Here is a 19898-nt window from a genome sequence, read left to right as displayed (position 1 = left end):
ATGAAACGCATCATCACACTTCTGACTGTCTTCCCGCTGATTCTGAACGCCCAGACTCCGGCCAATGAAGGGACCTCAACAGAGGAATCCTCCACTCTGGAGGCCGTGCAGGTTCAAGGGACTAAAGAAAACAAATCCTATCAGGAAAGCACCGAAAGTATTTCTGTGGTTCCCGGTCGCGAACTGGATTCCCCGATTCAGTCTGATTCCATCCAGGCCCTGAATGCGGTTCCCAACGTTTCCATCAACAAAAACGATGACAGCTTCAGTATCCGTGGTGTGAACAACACGGGTGTGACCGGATTCCAGAAAGACAACCTGTCCTCTATTTTGGTGGATGATGTTTTCCAGACGGATCTGGCGGTGAAAGCCGGCAGCTTCGATTTGTGGGATGTCCAGCAGGCGGAAGTGTACCGCGGCCCTCAGTCCACCACCCAAGGGGTAAACTCTTTGGCTGGCAGCATTTTGCTTTTCCATAACAAGCCAGCAGATCAGACCGAAGGCGCGGCTAAGCTTGGCTATGGCAGCTTCAATCGCATCGAAGCGGGAGTGATGACCAACAACGTATGGCTGGATGGAAAACTGCTAAGCCGCGTGTCAGTGAATCACGAGCAGGATGATGGCTTTATCAAGAACATCAAAACTGACAACAACAAATGGGGCAAAAAATCCAAAGACCATCTGGGTCTGGATCTGACCTACAAAATCAACGAAACTGACTATGTTCGCTGGAACACCAAGATCATGCAGAATGAAACTGGTGGCAACTATGTGCAAAGCGCCAACCCGTTTGACTATGAAGTTAACGAGGACGTGGACTTTGACAGCAAAACCACCAACCAACAGACCAGCCTGCGCTATTTCGTTAAGCTGAACGACAACTGGACGAATGAAGTCATCGGCGCCTATTCTCAGGCGAAAAACGATGAAACCAGCGATGCCGATGGCACTGCCAACCCGACTGCGGGTGTTCGTACGGAAGAACACAACGACCGCTTCGTCAGCTTGGAAAACCTATTGAAATTCCAGAACGAAAAAGTGAAAAACGTCCTGGGCTTCCATGCGCATGATTACTATTTGAAGGACGACGCCAGATTCGACATCCTGTACCCCCTTTCCGCGTCCGTTTACACTCCGATTGCTTCAAGTCAGGTGACGGACAAGTACCGCACCGTATTCGCCCTGTTTGATTCATACCTGTGGAAATTCACTGAAAACCAGTCCATTAATCTGGGCCTGCGCTATGAATTTGTAAAAAACAAATACGGCGCGGACGTCTCTGCCACCCGCAAACAGAATCTTGGTGCCGGCACCAATGCCGCGGTCGATGCTTATCTGGACAGCGTGACTGGCAGCTATGAAGACGAAGAAAACAACTCCATTGTGCTTCCTAAGGTGGCGTACATGCTGACTCAGGATCAGCACAGCTACGGCATCTCTTACACCGAAGGCTATCGCACCGGTGGTTTGTCCATCAACCGCAAGCGCGTTCGTGTTGACAGCTACGACCCGGAAAAAACCGGCAACTATGAGCTGTCTTACAAGTATGCGGCCTCCAACTGGAACTTCAGCTCCGCGGCTTTCTACACGGACTGGAAAGACCAGCAGGTCATGGTTCAGTTGTCGAACGATCCGTTTGACACTCAAGTGGTCAATGCGGCGAGCTCGGAACTGTATGGTGCCGAAGCTGAAATCAACTGGAAGCCGGCGTCCCGTCATGAATTCAATCTGGGCGCGGGTTATGTAAAAACACGCTTCAAAGACTTTGTGAACGGCAGCAAGAATTACACGGACAATGAATTCCCATTTGCGCCCAACTGGACCGGACGCCTGTCTTACGGTTATCAAATCAGCCAGGACTGGAATGCTGCAGGTATCTTCAGATATTTGAGCAAATCCTATGGTAATGCGGAAAACACGATGGATTCACCGGAACAGTTCTATCTGGATCTGCTGGGGCAGTATTCATTGGCAGCCTGGAGCATGAACGTGGATCTTTACGTGCGCAACGTCCTTGATACCCGCTATGTGATCTATGATCGCACAAGCTCTATTGGCGGCCAGTCCGTCAGCTACAATCAGGTCAACTCACCACGTGAGCTGGGTCTGCGTCTGAATTATTTCTGGTAGTTATTCTTTAACCGGAAGCCAGACAACAAAACGTGTTTGTTTGGCTTCTGCATCCAGATAGAATTTCCCATCATGGGATCTGACGATCCCTTCCGAGATACTCAATCCCAGCCCCACGCCCTTGCCGACTTCCTTGGTCGTAAAGAACGGCTCCATGATCTTTTCACGCAGGAATGCCGGCACACCCGGTCCGGAATCAGAAACAGAAATCTCAACCCCGTTCCTTACGGCTTTGGCTTCCACCACCACTTTACGGATGCCCACGGCCTGAACGGCGTCCGCCGCATTGTTGAGCAGATTCAACAGCACCTGGGAAATCTGGTACGGTCGTACATATACTTTTAAATTTGGCTCCAGACGCGCAATCAGATCCACGCCTTCATTGCGGAATTTGTCTGAACAAAACGCCAGAGTGTCATCAATGATCGCATCCACCGTCACCCATTCCATGTCCCCGTGGTCAGACTCCCGGGCATAATAGCGCAGTCCTTTGACAATCTTAGCGATGCGCTGAGTGGTGCTTTCAACCACCTCCACCCGCTTCTGCACTTCCGCATCCCCGGCAAGGCCGCGCACACCCAGCAAACGGCGCAGCACTCCCATGTGGCCATTGATGATCGTCAGCGGATTGTTGATCTCGTGTGCGATTCCGGCAGCCATTTCACCCAAGGACGCCAATCGGGCGCTGGCGATGATCTTGTCTTCCTGTTCCTTGATCTGTTTTTCACGCTGGCGCTTTTGTGTGACGTCCTCCACCACTGCCAGATAGCCCGTGGTGTCGCCATTTTCGTTGATCACCTTTCCGATAAACAACTGCCCCAGGAAACGACTGCCCGAACGGTGCACGTACACCCACTCCGAGGCCATGTTGAATCCGGCGTCAAACATCGCATCGATAAAGTCGACCCCTAATTCCACGGGACGATTCAGGGCGCTTTCAAGTTTCAGGCGCATCAGCTCGACATCCTGGCGGTCATGGAAAATGAAAGGATGCTCTTTGCCGGCAAGCTCTTCCGCCTTCCAGCCGGTCATCTCTTCGGCCGAACGATTCATTTCGCGCACAATGCCGTTTTCATCAAAGGAAATCATCATCAGCGGAGTCGCATCCATTGCCGCAGACTTCCAGTCCACCATTGCTCGGGCGCGACGACGAAGCTCTTCAGCCCGGCTAAAGAAGCTCAGCGCCAAACCCAACAAAACGAACAAGCCCACCGCAAAAACCAGAACCACTGAAGGCACCGCCGAGGTGTTACTGCGAATAACTCCGTTGGAGGGCGTAAAGGCGATTTCCCAGTCCACGCCCATGTTGCTGTAACGAATGCGCGTCACCCAGTCACGCGACAGCACCGGGTCCCATTCACTGCTGCGATAAATTTCCTGACCCTCTTCATACAAGGCCACATGATAACCCTCAATGCGCGCGAAACGGTCCAAAAAAGCACGGATATCAATCCCGGCACTGAGCATGCCCAGGAAGACCGAGTTTTTATAAACCGGCACCAGCATCGCAAAACCACGGCCCCCGGATCTCATTTCGATCACGCGGGAAATGCGCGATTCCTGGGTCTGACGGGCCAAATCCAGACTGCGGCGAATCTCTTCAGAACGGCCCATGGCGGTATTACGAATATCCCGGCTGAACTTGTCCATGGGATACAACCAGCGCAACATCAGATTCTGATCGGCCCAGGCAATGCGGCGAATGCCTTTGAATTCTTCGTAGTAAAACTGTGCATCCATGGACCACACGCTTTCATCGCGATAGGCTCCCACGGCCATGCGGCGGGCCATGTGCTGAAGGGCTTTTTCCAGAGGAACAAAGGTTCCGTCAAGTTTTGCACGGAAGCTTTCCGCCCGGGACTGAGTGACACTGCGATTGCGTTCGATATCCTTTAAAAGCAAAAGCTGCCAGATCCCCACCGCAATCAGAACACCGATCATCACCACATACATCGGCACCACGGCGGATTGCGCGTTGTCCTCTTCCCTGATCACGCGGCCCAGTCGCACAATGTTGGCTCCTGCCAGCAGCATGAAACTTAAAGAAGTGTGAATCGCCATGCGGGAGTGCGCGCCCCACCCGTACTCGGAACTGAAGTTCAGAAAATATCCAAGAAACCCCAGAATCGCAAAACCCAGGACCAGAGAACTTCCCGTGATACGCACCATGCGATGAGCATAGGACTTGCCCGATACAAGACCCATCACACCCATCAAAAGCATGCACACCGAGGTGCTGACGGACATGCGCCCCGGAGAGCTCACACCCAGGTCATAGAAAGGTTCCACCAGCGCGCGGTCGATGCCCAGGTCCACTCCGGCCAAGAACTGCGTCAGATTCATCACAGCCAGGGCCGCGGCAAATGCAGAGGCATAAAATGAAATGCTTTTAAAACGGCCGTCGGCAAAAAGAATGGTGATAGCCAAAGCGGCAAGCCCCAAGGCGGTGTTGATCACCATCGGGGCAAAGTCAGCACGGATTTGAATAATGGCCGAGTCCCGCAGAATCCACCCGAAAATCACGGCGGAAGCGATACCCAGCACTGTCAGAGCCATCAGGAAATGCAGATTCTTCCTGATGTTAGTGAATAACACGGGTGACCCCAATGATCCCCTTGATCTTCTGGATTTCAAACACCGCCTGATTCAACTGGCTGGCATTCTGAACGCTGACCTCGAAATTACACACGGCCTTTTTATCCTTGGTCGTGCGAATCTGCGCGGACTGAATATTGATGCCCTGTTGAGCAAAGGCCTCGGACATCAACTTCAGCAATCCCGGCACGTCCTGGGAAATGATCTTCAGGCGCACGATGCGCTCCTGACCTTCCCCGGCCTGTTTCACGTTCCAGGTCACATCGACTTTGCGCAACTGATCAAATTCAAAAGCCTTGCGGCAGTCACTGCGGTGAATGGAGATACCACGTCCACGGCTGATAAAGCCCACGATCGGGTCCCCTGGAATTGGGTGGCAGCACTTTGCATAGTGCACCAGCACGTCATCCATACCATCGACACTGATGAGGGAGTTGGTCTTGCGGGTTTTTTGCGTTGCCGCGCGCATGACTCTTTCCATAAAGGTGGAGTCTTCGGTTTTCGCCGCTTCTTTGGCGATGTTTTCCGGGGAAAGTCTTTCCACCAGAATGCGCGTTTCAAGTTTTCCGTAACCGACGGTCACGTACAACTCATCCAGATCTGCCAGGCCGTGATCTTTCAGGTACGCCTCAAAGGCCGGACCTTTCAGATATTTTACGGCAGCCATGCCGAACTTGCGGAATTCTTTTTCCACCAGTTCTTTACCCAGCATGATCGCACGACGGCGCTGTTCTTCTTTGACGAAGGCGCGGATTTTGGATTTGGCTTTATTGGTAACTACAAACTTCAACCAGTCCTTGGAAGGCACCTGGGTTTTGGAAGTAACCACTTCCACGGTGTCCCCGTTTTGAAGCTGATATTTCAAAGGCACCATCTTGCCGTTCACGCGGGCGCCGACAATGCGATTGCCAAGCTCCGTGTGAACCGCGAAAGCAAAGTCCACCGGTGTGGCACCTTCCGGGAACTCACGCACATCCCCTGTCGGAGTGAAAACGTAAATTTCCGTTTCGAACAAATCTGTTTTAACCGTATCCAGGAACTCATCAGGATTGCGCACGTTCTGATGCCACGACACCAGATCACGCAGCCAGTTGGCCTGTTGCAGATCGCCGTCATCCATCATTTTGCCGCGCTCTTTGTACTTCCAGTGAGCGGCGATACCTTTTTCCGCAACCAGATGCATTTCACTGGTACGGATTTGAATCTCGATACGCTCCCCGCCCGGGCCCATGACGGTCGTGTGCAGGGACTGATAGTTATTGGCCTTGGGCATGGCGATGAAGTCTTTAAAACGACCCGGGATGGGCTTCCACAAAGAGTGGACCAAACCCAGAGCGGCATAACATTCCGCCACAGATTCCACCAAAACACGGAATGCCAGAACATCGTAAACCTGATCGTAATCGATGTTACGGGATTGCATCTTGCGGTAGATGGACCACAAGTGCTTGGAACGTCCATACACTTCATAACGGAAACCGGCTTTGTTAAGCTCTTTACCGATAAGCTGTTTTACTTCCTCGATATAGCGGTTTTGCTCGGCTTCCGTCTTTTTGATCTGCTGAACAAGTTCATAGTACATGTCCGGGCGATAGTAGCGGAAGCAAAGGTCTTCCAGTTCGATCTTCAGCGCACTGATACCCATGCGCCCCGCCAGCGGACAATAGATTTCCAAAGTTTCAAGCGCGATACGCTCTTGCTTTTCAAACGGCATGAAATTCAGGGTGCGCATGTTGTGCAGTCGATCGGCCAGCTTGACCAGAACGACCCGCACGTCTTTCCCCATGGCCACAATCATCTTGCGGATGTTTTCACCCTGCTTTTCGTGGCTGTTTTTGAATTTCATCTGACCGATCTTGGTCACCCCGTCCACCAGATGCGCGATCACATCCCCGAACTCGCGGCGAATGTCTTCCAACGTGGCCGCCGTGTCTTCCACAGTGTCATGCAAAAGACCGGTGGCAATGGTGTCCAGATCCAGGTGGAAGTCCGCCAGAATAGCGGCAACAGAAAGAGGATGAGAAATGTAAGGCTCCCCGCTGCGGCGGATTTGTCCTTCGTGCATTTTCTCAGAGAATGAATAGGCCTTCTCAATAATTTTGAGATCCGCATTCGGATAATAGATGCGAATGCGTGCCAGCAGATCGTCGACTGTTTTGACCGGCTTGTTGGTTAAGCCATCCTCTTTCAGGAAATTAAACATATTCCCTATAGCTTACCTGACCCCAGAGGGGTGTCCAACGAAGAATTACAGGCGTCCAGAAAACGCAAAAAGGGAGACTTTCGCCTCCCTTTATTGGGTTCACATGAGTATGGCTTTCGCCAGCAATGTGATTACTTATTCAAATCTTTTTCGATCTGACGGATAGCTTCGTTTGCATCCAGGCTGTCCTGGTAGCCCACGTTGCCCATCGCCACTTCACGCAGGGAGCTTACGATGTACTTGTTGCTACGAGTGGAAACAGTCGCCTCTGCACCTTTCAGAAGTTGCTTCGCACGTTTTGCAACCATCAAAACAAGGGCAAATCTGTTAGGTACTTTTTCCAAGCAATCTTCAACGGTTACACGAGCCATTACGCCTCCAGCAAATAGATCAGGCCAAATTACAGCTAAGCTAGCAAATCTTCAACGATTTTCTTAAATTCCCCATAGGATTTCTCAAACACGTCGTTGACGATCTGATAATCGAACTTGGAGGCCTCACGGATCTCCTTTTCGGCATTGGCCATACGAACTTCAATGTCCGCAGGGACCTTGCCATCGCGCTTTTCAATGCGGCGACGCAGCTCGTCAATGCTTGGAGGGTGAATAAAGACGGTTTTGGCGTCCGGGAACTTGGATTTGAAGGTCGCCACCCCCTGGATATCGATATCCATGATGGCGGTTTTCCCCTGATTCCAGGCTGTTTCCAGGGACGAATATGAGGTTCCATAGAAATTGGTGTGAACCTTCGCCCACTCCACAAAGAAGCCTTCTTTGATCTTTTGTTCGAAATCCGCATGATCAATGAAGTTATATTGAAGACCGGGTGTTTCACCCTGACGGATCGAGCGCGTTGTGAAAGTGACGATGTCCACCAAGCGGGAGTCTTCCCGGGTGATCCTTTCAACAAAGCTGCTTTTTCCTGCGCCACTTGGAGCGGCGACGATAATCATGCGCGTTTTCATAATTACTGAACGTTTTGAACCTGTTCTCTAAGTCTTTCAATAAGGGTTTTAGCTTCTACCACAGCCGCAGTGATCTTGGCTACCTGAGACTTTGACCCGATGGTATTCACCTCACGCAGCAATTCCTGGGTATAGAAATCCAGCTTTTTGCCCTCAGCCGTCACCGACCCCACCAACTGGCGGTAGTTCTTAATGTGTTCCGCCAGCCTGCTCAGCTCTTCGTTGATATCGGCCTTTTCCAGTTGAATCACGATTTCCTGGGACAAACGGGCTGCATCGATTTCATTCCCCTTCAGGCGCGCACGAACTTTCTGTTCGTAACGATCCTGAAGTTGCGCATTGGCTTCACCGCGCAACTCACTGATAATCTTCACTTGTTTTTCCAAAGCCACCAGCAGTTTCTGCAGATCCTTTTGCAGGGATTTGCCTTCGCGGGCGCGTTCCTTGTCACAATTGGAACAGGCTTCCGTAAATGCTTTTTTCAGAATCTTGTCTTCGCCACTGAAAAGCTCATAGGTCTCTTCAACTTTGATGATCTCTGGAAGTCTTGCCACAACCTCAAGGTGCACATTAAAGGGCACACCCAACTCTTTGGAAAGATGCTTGTAAGCGGTCATGTATTTTTTGGCCAAAGCATCGTTCACGGTCATCTGCGCTTTGCTGGCAGTGTTCTTCACACGACGGGAAACGAAAACATCCACAGTGCCGCGATGAAGAGTGCCGCTTAGAATCTTCTTCAGCTCCCCTTCATAAGAAACAAATTCACGAGGCAGGTGAAAACGTGGCTCCAGGAAACGTCCGTTCACAGAACGGATGCTCACTTCCACAGTGACGTCTTTAGTCTGAACTCTTGCGGTGCCGTAGCCAGTCATGCTTTTCATAAGTACCTCTATTCTCGGCTTTCCACCGAATCAGGGTCAAGGTTTGAGAAATTTCTCGACCACGGTTCGAGCCTCAGCAAAACCCGAGGCCCCATCGAACCACTGAATGTCTTTGTCTCGCTGAAACCAGGTTCTCTGCCTTTTGGCGAGCTGATGAGTGTTTGTTGTGATCTGTTCCTGCAACTGCGAAAGACTCATCCCCCCACGCAGATACTCGAGTGTCTCTTTATAACCCACGCTGCTCATTGGTGCCCACGAAGCCAGACCTTCATCGAGAAGCCCCTGAACCTCATTCACCAGGCCGGCCGCGAGCATCTTTTCCACACGCTGCCCGATGCGCTCACGCAACACCTCACGGTCCCAACTGGGGCCGATCTTTAGCAGCGGAAATGGGAATGGCTTTCGCTGGGATTCAAATTCGGCCTGAATCTGTGTGACACTTTTTCCCTGACTGCGAATCAGTTCAATCGCCCGACCGATGCGATAGCGATCAGACAAATGAATCTTGGCGCCGTATTCAGGATCCGCCTTCATCATTTCGGCATGCAGACGGAGGGCCCCTTCTTCAGTTTCAAGCTCCAAAGCCACCTGGGCCTGAATTTCGGCCGGCACCGGGATGACCGGGTACATGCCCTTTTCAATGGCCATGAAATAAAACCCTGTACCGCCCACCACAAACACCGGCTTTTCTTCCGGGATGTTTTCAAGGATGGCGTAAAAATCACGGCAGTAGTTCCCGGCCGTCATTTCTTCCGGAGGGTTCACATAGTCCAGCAGATAGTGCGGCACCAGGGCCTGCTCTTCCTTGCTGGGTTTGGCTGAACCGATATCGAGCTTCTTGTACAATTGAACCGAATCACAGTTGACGATGACGCCTTTGAACTCTTGCGCAAGCTTCAGCGCCCACTCGGATTTCCCGGTGGCTGTAGAGCCGACAACAAAAATCACATGCCGTTTCGCCATTAAACAATTCGTCCGAAATCTTTTTCCAGTTTGTAGTACGGGTATTCCACGCTGACCGGGCGACCGTGAGGACAGAAGCTTGAAAGAGGGAACATGTCCATATCACGAAGCAAGCTGCGCATCTGATCCGGACTTAAAGACTGCCCCGCCCGCACCACCGAGTGGCAGGCCATCGTGGCACAGATGTCGCCCACAGTTCTTTCCAAAGAATAACTGCCGCCCTGATCCACGATTTCGGTCGCCATTTTATCCAGAACCCCGCTGAGGCTGGATTCTTTGATCATCAAAGGGGCGGCTTTCACACCGATGGTCCCAGGGCCCAGAGCTTCAATGTAAACGCCCAGGCGTTCCATCTCTTTGGCCATGGTCAAAAGGCCTTCAACTTTTTCCGGAGACATATCAATCGCCAGCGGGAACAGGAAGTCCTGAATGTCGACCTTCCCGCCTTTCCACGCGTTCATCAGTTTTTCAAACACCACACGCTCGTGAGCGGCGTGCTGATCGACGAACACCAGCTTGTCTCTGGACTGAGTCACGATGTAAGTCAAATTCGCCTGCCCCAAAACTTCCAAAGAAGACCAGTAACCCAGCGGTGCATCCTCGGATTTCGGCGCAAATGATTCGCGCTGAGCCGCCGATTCCGCCAGCGTCTGATAAGTGGTCTGCGGCTGTTGCACCGCAGACGCCGGGAAACTGAATTCTTTTTTCTGGAACTGCGTCACTTCCAAAGAATTGTCCTGGAATCGCAAATTCTGCTGAGGCATCGCCTGAGAGGCAAAGTTCGGCAGACCTTCGGTGGATTTGAATTCTTCAGAAGAATTCTGCGCCAGGGGCATCGTCACATTCTGGGTTGGCACATCCGAGCGCTTGATCCACGGAGCTTGTTCCAACGTGCCCCGCAAAGCCGCCGCCACCGCACGGAATGCCAGGGAAGGATCCTGGAATTTCACCTGGGATTTTGTCGGGTGAATATTCACGTCCACGCAATCCGGATCCACTTCCACCCACACGGCGGCAATCGGATATTCTCCGTGCATCAGAAGACTGCGATAAGCTTCGTTCACGGCGGCTTGCAGACTGCGATCCTGAATCCAGCGGTTTTGCGCAAACAGCCAGATATTTTTGGAAGTCTTGGCGACGTTGTGAGGATCCGCGAACACCGCATAGGCCTTCACGTTTTCACGGGAGGCTTCGCCTTCAAACAGCGGTTTGATTTCAAGAATTTGCTCCACCCGGTCCTTGCGGTTTTTGCAGGCCGGCCAGAAAGCCACGAGCTTGCCGTTTTCCTGAATGCGGAATTCAACGTCAAAGTGTGACAACGCCATGGCTTTCAAAGTGGTTTTGATCGCCGAGTTTTCAGCGGAATCCGATTTCAGGAATTTCAGACGCGCTGGCGTGTTGTCGAAAAGATTTTCAATCAGGATGGTCGTGCCTTGCGAGCCCCCGACCTTGTCGATGTCTTTTTTCTTGCCGTATTCACTGATCAACTGATGGGCCTGTTCATCCCCCGCACGACGCGAAGTCAGCGTCAGTTTGCTGACAGAAGCGATACTGGCCAACGCCTCACCGCGGAAGCCGAAAGTGCGCAAAGACCACAGGTCATCGGTTTTTGAGATTTTGCTGGTCGCAAATCGCTCCAGGGATTTTGGCATATCTTCCGGGGACATGCCCTTGCCGTTGTCGATCACTTTGACGATGCGACCGCCGTCATAGAATTCCACGTGCACGCGGGTGGCGCCGGCATCGATGCTGTTTTCCACAAGTTCTTTGACAAGATGAGCAGGACGCTCCACCACCTCGCCGGCGGCGATTTGGTCAACAACTTCAGGGGATAAAATCTGGATCGACATAGGGGGAATTTGCATGAGCTCCCCCCTCAAGTCAAAGGACTATTGTGGGCGCAGACACTCGCCCCAAGCCTGACATTTCAGCAGCTTGGAGCGCAGTTGTTGGACCTCGGTCAGCGTCAGTTGGATCTCTTGATCAAAGCCCTTTTTAAGACCGCCGAACTGAGAAATAGCGCGGAATTTAAATGGACCCTGGAAGTCCTCCACGCGGAAGCTCAAGCCCTCATCCGGCTGAAACTGAATATGAGCGGCATGTTTGGTCAAATTCCATGTAAAACGGTCGCGCTGCGCTTTCAGCTTATCCATGGCCTGCTGCAGATTTTTCCAGCACTTCACTTCGGCCACCAGAACGACTTTATGCGTGGCTCTTTCAAAGACCACCACGTCAAGCTCGCCAATAGTGTCCTTACCCAGGCTGTATTCCACCCCGGTGGTCACTTCATAGGCATCACCAAATTCTTTGGTCACTTCCAGACGGGCGATTTCTTCGCAAACAGTTCCATCAGGTTCGAAATTAGCTCCGGAATTTTTCAAAGCCTCAAAGTAAGGCTCAATGTCCCCACCGGCAAAAGAAACAGAACTGAAAAGAACGACAAAAAACAATGCAGACAAAACACGCACAAAGAGCCCCCTCCAAGAAACGCCGTCATAACACCTCGCTTCCACAAAAGCTACCTCTTAGGCACCCTCCACAGGAGGGCCCACCTAAGTTTTTCCGAAGCTGTGCGTTAAAAGTCCCAGCCCAGATTCAGGCCGAAGGCGAAATATTTGGTTCGCTCCCAGTAGTATTTGGCGTTGGTTCTGAGGGACATGCTGCCCAGGCGGGCCCCGATTCCCAGGTCAATCACCACACCCAGGGTCATATCGTCGGCAGAATAGCTGAGTGTTTCGCCGTTGCTGGGGACGTCGATATTAAAGTGCGAGTACTTAAACATCGGGCCGAAGCCGTAGTAGTAAATAAAGTTTTTCCCCTGAGGGATCACCGTCTGGAAAGTAAAATCCGTCATGAAGATGAAACCGTCGGCGGCTTTTTTAGTGTAGTCTTCGTAGTATGAGGGCGCGCCGAAGTGGAATAAGATATTGGCGTCGGTGTAAATCTCGCCACTAAAAAGCGTGTTGAAACCGTTAAACTTCACCCCGTAAAACAACAGGCTGTCGGTGCGCTCCTGCCCCAGAGTGTCTTCCGTAAAATTCGTCATCTGCAGAACCGGACCGCGATAGCGGGAGGCAAAGAAAGGTCTTTTCTTTTTTTCTTCCTTCGGCTCGCTCAATTTGGTCTGTTCCGGCTTGGGAATTTTGATAATCCCCGGCTTGATGTCCGTGTCAGAAATCCAACCCAGATGACCGGGCTTTAAGCGGATTTTATAGAACGGACCTTTTTTATTGGTGGAGATACTATAAACTGAACCCAGCTTCAGGGTTGTGATCACCGGCGCATCAAAGTCGGCGTCCTGATACACCAGGGCGCCATCCAGAATCACCGTCGCCTGCTGGGCCTGTGCCCACAAGCTGAGGGGAAAAAGAAAGAACATCAAGAGCAGCAGAGCTGCCCTATTTAAAGCGCATAAGCCAAACACGATAGAAAGCCTCAAGCACAATTTTCAGAGACATTTTACTTTGGCCCACACGACGGTCTTCAAAGACAATCGGAGACTCCGCCCCTTTGAAACCCTTTTTCAAAGCTTTGTATTTCAATTCAATCTGGAAGCTGTAGCCGTTGGACTCGACCGTGGAAAGATCGATTCCATGCAGAACTTCTTTCTTCCAGGCGTTAAAGCCCCCTGTCCAGTCATTCAAAGGAAAACCCAGAATCAGACGGGAGTAAATACCGCCACCACGGGAGATGATCTTGCGGATCAGGCCCCAGTTCACCGTGCGGCCACCAGCCACATAGCGGGAACCCACGGCAAAATCATTGGCTTCCATGGTTTTAATAAGCGGCCCCAGATCTTCGGGACGGTGGGAAAAATCTGCATCCATTTCGATGATGCCTTCAAAGCCATGATCCATGGCCCAGCGGAAGCCCGCGATATAAGCTTTGCCCAAACCCTGCTTGCCAGGACGGGAAAGAATATGAAGCTGTGGGATGCTTTTTTGCATTTCACGAACGATGGCACCCGTGCCATCCGGAGAGTTGTCATCAACAACCAGAATTTCAACGCCCAGGTTCTGTGCCAATACGGCAGGCACAATCGCCTGAATGTTTTCTTTTTCGTTGTAGGTAGGAATTACGACCAGATTTTTCATGGCTCTAAGCTGTCACAAAGAGCCCCGACTTGCAATCTTTAGATCAAATTGAACGCGATACCAGGCGGCCTTTACCCTTATCCTGAAGGGCCTTCGCCTTGTCTGCGGGAATTGCGGGCAAATTCAGGGGTTTTGCCAGCAGATATTTCGGATCCTGACGGCGAACATCCAACTGCTCTTTCACTTTGCTTGCAGCCTGCTCCGGCGCCTTCAAATAAAGAACAGGATCAAACCCGCACACGCGGCACACCACGGAAAGTCTCCAGCGGATTTTCACGAAGACTTCCGAAATCGCCAGACACACCACGAAGGCCACCATCACACGCGGATCATACTGCTGCCACAACGCGAACATAATCACCACCGATGCCAGAGCACTGCCCAGAATATTCATCAGAGAAATATTCTTACGACGATAAATACGGCGGGGGCTTTTACAGAAGGCACAGTAACAATTATGGCGAGTCTTAAAGAACGACAACATACATTCAGTTTGCCAAAGACAAGGTCCAGAACGAAAGATCAATTTTTGAAAAATGACAAAGCCTTGATAGAATGGGGTATGCAAATCATTAAAACAATTCAGTTCGCTTTGATCGCCGCTTCCCTCTTTACCGCTCCCACCTTGGTCCAGGCCGCTTCCGGCAGTTCCGAGTACGAAGAGGTCAGCTATGAGGACCTGCTCAATGAATTGAGCGCCAAAAAGCAAAAAGTGACCCAAAGCTCCACGAGCTCTTTTGATGATGTGCGCCTGCACGCGGGCATTGGTTATGCCAACTCTTTCACCAACATTTCCGCCAACAATCAGAACTTCAACCGTCACACCAACGGCATTCAGTTGTCTCTGGGAATGGATCTGTTTTCCCCAAACTGGTACTCTGAAGGTGTGTTTAAGAACTACGGCGTGTCTTCTTCCGGCAGCGAAGAATTCACCTTGCGTGAACTGGATTTGAAAATCGGTTACACCAACCGTCTGGAAAGCATCTGGTCTTATTCCATCAGCTCGGGCCTTTCCAACCGTTTCCTGCGCTTCAGCGACTCGTCCAAAGGTATTAGTGTTAATGAAACAACACCTTCCCTGATTGTTTCCACGGGCTTTATGGCTCAGGTCCACAAACACCTGTCTTTGGGGGCTGAAGTCAGCGCTCACACCGCCATGGTGAACCGCACATCTGACAAAAACTCTTTTGACTTCGCGTTCCGCCTAAACACATCCCTGTAAATCATTCCCGAACCTTGCCCGCATGCCTAAGAACTGTTAACTCTAGGCATGCCCTTTTTCTTGCTGTTGCTGACACTTCTGATCTCTGTTTCTGCCAAGGCGGCCACCACATCCCTGTGTGGCATTCGCATTGAAGGCAGTGAAGAGATCAAATTCACCGACACCGAGAAAGACTGGCTTTGCGGCACCTCCAAAAATGACGCCTGGAAAAGCATTCCTGACAATCAGCGCATTTTCTTTCTGAAAAGTTTTCTGCAAAGCCGTGCCTATCATCAGGCCCAATTCAGCTATGAAAAAGACCTGCTGCTGGTGCAGACCGGCCCCAAGTCCCATGTGCAGAAATTCAACGTTCTGCACGCCCCGCCTGAATGGGACTGGAAAAAACGCCGGTATATCTTAAACCGTCCGTTCACCCCGAACACTCTGGATGAGATCAACAAATGGGCCCTGCGCCGTCTGCAGGAACACGGCTATGTGTGCCCTCAGGTTGAGTCTCGCGGGATCATTGATGAAGGATTATTTCTGCTGGATGTGAACGCAGGATCCCCGTCCACATTTGGAGCCTATCCGACTGTGGGTGAAGAGGACTTGGACCCGGCCATCTTGGAACGCTTTTCTGCCTTTTTACCCGGGGACCCCTTCGACATTCGCTTGCTGGAACTAAGTTCCACCCGTGTCCTGAATGAAGACTTGTTTCTTAGCACCTATTACGACATCGCCTGCCAGAAAGACGGAAGCTATTCGATCGTGCGCCGAGTGATCCCGGCCAAGCCCCGCCTGCTCAGCTTTGGCGTGGGTTTTGATTCCGAAGGTGGAGCCCTGGTCAAATCAACCTTTAAACAGGCGCGCCTGACGCCCGCCGCGGATTCACTGGAGACTTCACTTTATGCCTCGTTCATCGAGCAATACATCACCTTCAATCACTATCACTACTTTCTGGATGACTTAAGCTCGCGAACACATCTGATCAGCGGAGCAAAAATTCGTCATGAATCCGAAAGCAACTATGAGGCCATGACTTATGAGCTGGGCTCGGGGGTCTCGTTCGGAAAAGAGTGGTCCACCGCCACCAGCAGTTTTCAACTGGGTCCTTATCTGACCCGCACGGATGTCATTCGCGGGCCGGGACCATATCGGATTGACTCTTTATATCTGGGCACTGAAGTCAGCCTGACCAGCCATATGTATGAATACTATCTGGCCGATCCGCAAAAAGGCTGGACGATCACTTTCAACTCCGCGTCTCAAGTTGAGGGCGCCGTCGCCAATGAAGACCTGCACCGTCTGACTCTGCGTCACCAGGTGCTTTGGAATATTCAGGGCTGGGACCCTCCATTTTTGATTCTGGGCTGGCGCGGATCTATGGGAGCTTTCATCCTGCCGGATGGCTTCACCCAAAGCAGCCAAATCCCTGTCAACTGGCGCTTCTTCATGGGTGGTGATGCCGACTTGCGCGGGTTTGCTCGTAAGCAGTTGCCTCAGGACGGACAAGGTTATTTGACTTACATCTATCAGGGCCTCGAATTGCGAGCGGGCGATGTCCTTCCCTACAACTTACAACCGTTGATCTTTTTTGATGCCGCCAAAGGAGGCGAGTCATCCATGAAGCTCAGCTCTGCCCTGTATTATTCTCCTGGCGCAGGACTGCGATGGGGTTCGCCCATCGGCTCTATGCGCGCCACCCTGGGCCGGGGCTTTGTGATTGATCCTGTTCCCAATGATGTTGATCCGGGTTATCAGTTCTTCTTCAGTTTCGGAAGGGAGTTCTGATGGCTGTGCTTAAGAAAACCCTCAAGATTCTTGTTCTGACTGTACTGCTTCTTTTGGCGCTGTTGATCGGCGCGTTGGCTTATGTGTGGATGCGTCCTGAAGTCGTCATCAATGAAAAGAATGTACGCTGGGCTTTGCAATATGCTCCGGAAAGTCTGAAAATATCCTGGGATCATCTTGAATTTAAATTTGAAAGCCCCGACTGGACACATAAGCGCATTCAAGTTTCGGCCAAGAATCTGTGTGTGTCCTATGCGCCGCTGCTGCACACCTGTGCGCCGGGTATTTCAATTGATGTCGCCATGGCCTTCACCAACTGGCGTCCGCAATTGGAACAACTGCGCGAAGTCACCATGGAAGTTTCTGAGCTGACTTTGAATCTGCCCGCCAAAGAAGAGGCGCCCGAAGAGCCTCAGTCTTTGCTTCCAAACTTGAAACTACCCGCCTTTGCCGAGCTGATGCCACAACAGTTGGATTTTAATCTGATGGGGTCTTTGCGTCTGTCGGTAAAGAATATACGCGTGAATTTCCCCGAAGGGGCTCCGCTGCTGGCACAGGCCGAAGTCCTTCGCCGGTCGTCCCCACTTCCTGCTGAACTTAATTTCGATCTTTCAGCCCAGGCCGAACAGGAAGGATCATTTGCAGCCAAGGTGCAGTCCAACATCCTTTTGAATTTACAAAAGCTGTCGATCAATGGAAAGGCACAGGTCTCAACGTCTTCCTTGAGCATTGCAACACCTTTGACTGCCACCTGGGGCCGCGATCTTCGCGCCCAAGCCAAACCCTTGGTTCGCTATGGAAAAATCAAACTCGACCCCGCCGTGAACCTGCACTGGTCGGATAAGGAACTGGATATCACCCTGGGCGATATCCAGTTAAAAAACATCTGGCGCAAAACTTCACTGCGTCTGCAAGGCTGCGCCATCAAGTCCACTTTGGATTCAGAAAAAGGTTATCCTGCCAAAGCCGGATTGCAGTGCGGTCTGATCGTGACACCGGACAAAAACCGCGCGGGAATTAAAAACGTCGATACACTTTTAAAGGCGACACTGGCCGCCCACACGCAAGGAAAAGGGGCTTCCGAGCGCCTCCGAATTGACGGCCAGGCCGAACTGACGGGAGCCAACACCTTCCTGCAGGGACAAGTCAGGATCAACGGTGAAACTGAAATCAAACTGCAAAAGCCGATGGAAATCACAGCCGCCAAAGCCGCTGCCGAAGTTCACTTGCGCATTCCGGACTTTGTGGTGTGGAAGGACCTTTTTGAATCCACGCCCTTTGCCATCCCTGCACCACTGCACGTGCTTAAGGGCGATGTCGATCTTGACCTGCACGCACAACTGACCGACCTGGGTTCACCTCTAACGGCTGATGCGACGGCACAGACACGACTCAGTTCCAAAAATCAGAAATTATTTGTTAAGGCCAAGGCCGACCTTGAAACTCTGGGGAAAGTCCTGAAGCCCCAGGGACTGAAAGTTCATGCCGATGTTATCTTGCAGGACGTCCACCTGCAGGCCCCGCCATTGCGTCTGGCCATCCCCCCACAACTCCTTCCGGACAAACGATTTGTCATGCGCAAGGACCTTGATATCACGGAAGAGGAAAATTCCGCCCCCAGCAAAATTCCTTTTGAGCTGCAGTGGTCAGTGAAAATCAAAACCGAAAAACCGGTGCTGATTTCTTCAAACCTGCTGCAAAGCCCGGTGCCTATTGCTCTGGATATTCAGGCGCAGAATGATCGCAAGCCTCAAGGAAAAGTCATGGTGCAGAGCTTTCCTTTTGAGTTCTTCCGCAAAAAAGCCACGGTCAACAATGTGGATCTGATTTTCCATCCTGACACCGTGGCACCGGAACTTTCCGGCAAGATCTCGTATTCAAACCCGGAAGTGGACATCCGCATCCTGTTGCTGGGAAACACGCAACGCCCGATTGTGAATCTGGAAAGCGATCCCCAGTTGAATCAACAGCAGATCCTGTCCGTGTTGCTCTTCGACAAGTCTTTGGATGAACTGAACGAAGACGAAGTCAATTCCACCTCTAATATGAGCCGGGCGGTTTCTGATGGCGCACTGGGATTGTTCTCGCTGCTGTTCCTTTCATCCACCCCGATTCAGTCCATCAGCTATGACCCCAACAGTCAGTCCTACACCGCGCGCATGCGTCTGGATGACAACACCACCTTCAGCATGCAGTCGAACATGACCGAGCAGCGGCAGTTCACTTTGCGCCGCCGCCTGGGCGGCAACTGGTCCGTTCGAACAGAATTAAGCCAGGAAGATGACCGCGCCGATGTGGTGCAAACCCTGCTGGAATGGATGCGCCGGTTCTAGATGCCTTGATTTTTCCGCGGAAGAATTTCTATAATCAACTGTGGACGTTATTGTATTTACTCTTTCTTTGGCGGTTTTCATTCTGGGGTTGGCCTTGATGACCAACCGGGCTCGTCGTCACAAAGACGTGGCCTTTGAACTAAAACCCAATTGTCTTTTGACCCGCTTCCCGATGCTGTTTGTGACCGGCCCCCGCTCGATGTTTTATTTCAGCACTTACTGGAACCTTTACACTCCGTATCTGGCCGAACACGGGTATGAGGTTTTCACTCTGCATCTGCCTTGGAACAAAACCCGCCTGCGCCAGGAGCGCTTTGAATATTTTCTGAAGCAGCAAGAATCCCAAAATCGCAAGTTCCATCTGGTGCTCGACACCCCAACCTTCCTGGAGCTTCAGGATATCTTGCGCAAACAGTCCCCTTCGGTCGTCAGCATCACCCGGATCTGCGACAGTGATCTGGAAGCCGGCCCTGCCGACCTGCGCGCCTTTCCGTTGCCAGTGGGTGAGGTCGAAATGAAGGACACCCCGAAAGGCAGTCTGTTTTTGCATCTGGGATATCGCCTGCACAAACAATGGGTCCGCCGCAAGGACTTGAACAGTTTAAGTTCGTTGGGGGCTTTACCCGATACGGCTCTTGAAAACTCGGGCTTGCTTCTGGAGCGCGCGCAAACTTTGGCGGAAATGGATCTTCGGGACTCCTAAATACGCCTTGCCAGACTTAAAGCGTGGTGGTGAGATAAGG

The 19898-nt window shown here is 51.7% G+C and carries 16 protein-coding genes; 5 read left to right on the top strand and 11 right to left on the bottom strand.

All coding sequences use genetic code 11. From position 1 onward, the window contains the following. Positions 1-2130 carry a TonB-dependent receptor gene (locus ACZ520_RS07215; RefSeq protein WP_464127845.1) on the top strand — a complete coding sequence of 710 codons (2130 nt, stop codon included), beginning with the start codon at positions 1-3 and terminating at the stop codon, positions 2128-2130. Here ACZ520_RS07215 and ACZ520_RS07210 read toward each other — a convergent pair whose 3' ends face one another. From ACZ520_RS07210 to ACZ520_RS07160, 11 genes are all read right to left on the bottom strand, one after another. Then, on the bottom strand, positions 2131-4725 hold the full coding sequence (locus ACZ520_RS07210) for an ATP-binding protein (RefSeq protein ID WP_464127844.1): 2595 nt from the start codon (positions 4723-4725) through the stop codon (positions 2131-2133). Then, positions 4712-6928 carry a RelA/SpoT family protein gene (locus ACZ520_RS07205; RefSeq protein ID WP_088565543.1) on the bottom strand — a complete coding sequence of 739 codons (2217 nt, stop codon included), beginning with the start codon at positions 6926-6928 and terminating at the stop codon, positions 4712-4714. The genes ACZ520_RS07210 and ACZ520_RS07205 overlap by 14 nt, the downstream gene beginning before the upstream one ends. Before the next feature lie 131 nt (positions 6929-7059). After that, positions 7060-7299, bottom strand: a complete 240-nt coding sequence (gene rpoZ, locus ACZ520_RS07200) for a DNA-directed RNA polymerase subunit omega (RefSeq protein WP_011164049.1) — start codon at positions 7297-7299, stop codon at positions 7060-7062. 35 nt (positions 7300-7334) lie between these two features. Then, entirely contained in the window at positions 7335-7880 is a 546-nt protein-coding gene (gene gmk, locus ACZ520_RS07195) for a guanylate kinase (RefSeq protein ID WP_338621301.1), read from the bottom strand. A gap of 14 nt (positions 7881-7894) precedes the next feature. Next, positions 7895-8773, bottom strand: coding sequence for a YicC/YloC family endoribonuclease (locus tag ACZ520_RS07190; RefSeq protein ID WP_088565544.1), 879 nt, complete (start codon positions 8771-8773; stop codon positions 7895-7897). Between the two features lie 36 nt (positions 8774-8809). Continuing rightward, positions 8810-9736 carry a tRNA (adenosine(37)-N6)-dimethylallyltransferase MiaA gene (miaA, locus tag ACZ520_RS07185; RefSeq protein ID WP_464127843.1) on the bottom strand — a complete coding sequence of 309 codons (927 nt, stop codon included), beginning with the start codon at positions 9734-9736 and terminating at the stop codon, positions 8810-8812. Then, positions 9736-11601 carry a DNA mismatch repair endonuclease MutL gene (gene mutL / locus ACZ520_RS07180; RefSeq protein WP_464127842.1) on the bottom strand — a complete coding sequence of 622 codons (1866 nt, stop codon included), beginning with the start codon at positions 11599-11601 and terminating at the stop codon, positions 9736-9738. Before mutL ends, miaA begins: the two co-directional genes overlap by 1 nt. A 24-nt stretch (positions 11602-11625) precedes the next feature. Next, positions 11626-12204, bottom strand: a complete 579-nt coding sequence (locus ACZ520_RS07175) for a hypothetical protein (RefSeq protein ID WP_416481096.1) — start codon at positions 12202-12204, stop codon at positions 11626-11628. A gap of 107 nt (positions 12205-12311) precedes the next feature. Further along, the gene (locus ACZ520_RS07170) at positions 12312-13115 is read right to left on the bottom strand and encodes an SH3 domain-containing protein (RefSeq protein WP_464127841.1); all 804 of its coding nucleotides are present in this window, start codon (positions 13113-13115) and stop codon (positions 12312-12314) included. A gap of 19 nt (positions 13116-13134) precedes the next feature. Then, positions 13135-13830, bottom strand: a complete 696-nt coding sequence (locus ACZ520_RS07165) for a polyprenol monophosphomannose synthase (RefSeq protein WP_088565549.1) — start codon at positions 13828-13830, stop codon at positions 13135-13137. A gap of 43 nt (positions 13831-13873) precedes the next feature. Next, the gene (locus tag ACZ520_RS07160; RefSeq protein WP_011164041.1) at positions 13874-14314 is read right to left on the bottom strand and encodes a hypothetical protein; all 441 of its coding nucleotides are present in this window, start codon (positions 14312-14314) and stop codon (positions 13874-13876) included. A 78-nt stretch (positions 14315-14392) separates the two neighbouring features. On the opposite strand from ACZ520_RS07160, the gene ACZ520_RS07155 reads away from it, so the two are divergent. The 4 genes from ACZ520_RS07155 to ACZ520_RS07140 are packed head-to-tail and all read left to right on the top strand — an operon-like array spanning position 14393 to position 19858. Next, entirely contained in the window at positions 14393-15052 is a 660-nt protein-coding gene (locus tag ACZ520_RS07155; protein WP_416481094.1) for a hypothetical protein, read from the top strand. 48 nt (positions 15053-15100) lie between these two features. After that, positions 15101-16822: a BamA/TamA family outer membrane protein gene (locus ACZ520_RS07150; RefSeq protein WP_464127840.1), complete on the top strand. Its 1722-nt coding sequence runs from the start codon at positions 15101-15103 to the stop codon at positions 16820-16822. Beyond that, complete coding sequence (locus ACZ520_RS07145; protein WP_464127839.1) at positions 16822-19155, top strand: translocation/assembly module TamB domain-containing protein; 2334 nt, start codon at positions 16822-16824, stop codon at positions 19153-19155. Before ACZ520_RS07150 ends, ACZ520_RS07145 begins: the two co-directional genes overlap by 1 nt. Positions 19156-19195: 40 nt before the next feature. Further along, a complete protein-coding gene (locus tag ACZ520_RS07140) occupies positions 19196-19858 on the top strand; it encodes a hypothetical protein (RefSeq protein WP_464127838.1) in 663 nt (220 codons plus the stop codon). Positions 19859-19898 lie beyond the last annotated feature (40 nt).

Source organism: Bdellovibrio sp. BIS2 (assembly GCF_055398295.1).
This window is presented reverse-complemented; position numbering and strand designations above follow the sequence as displayed.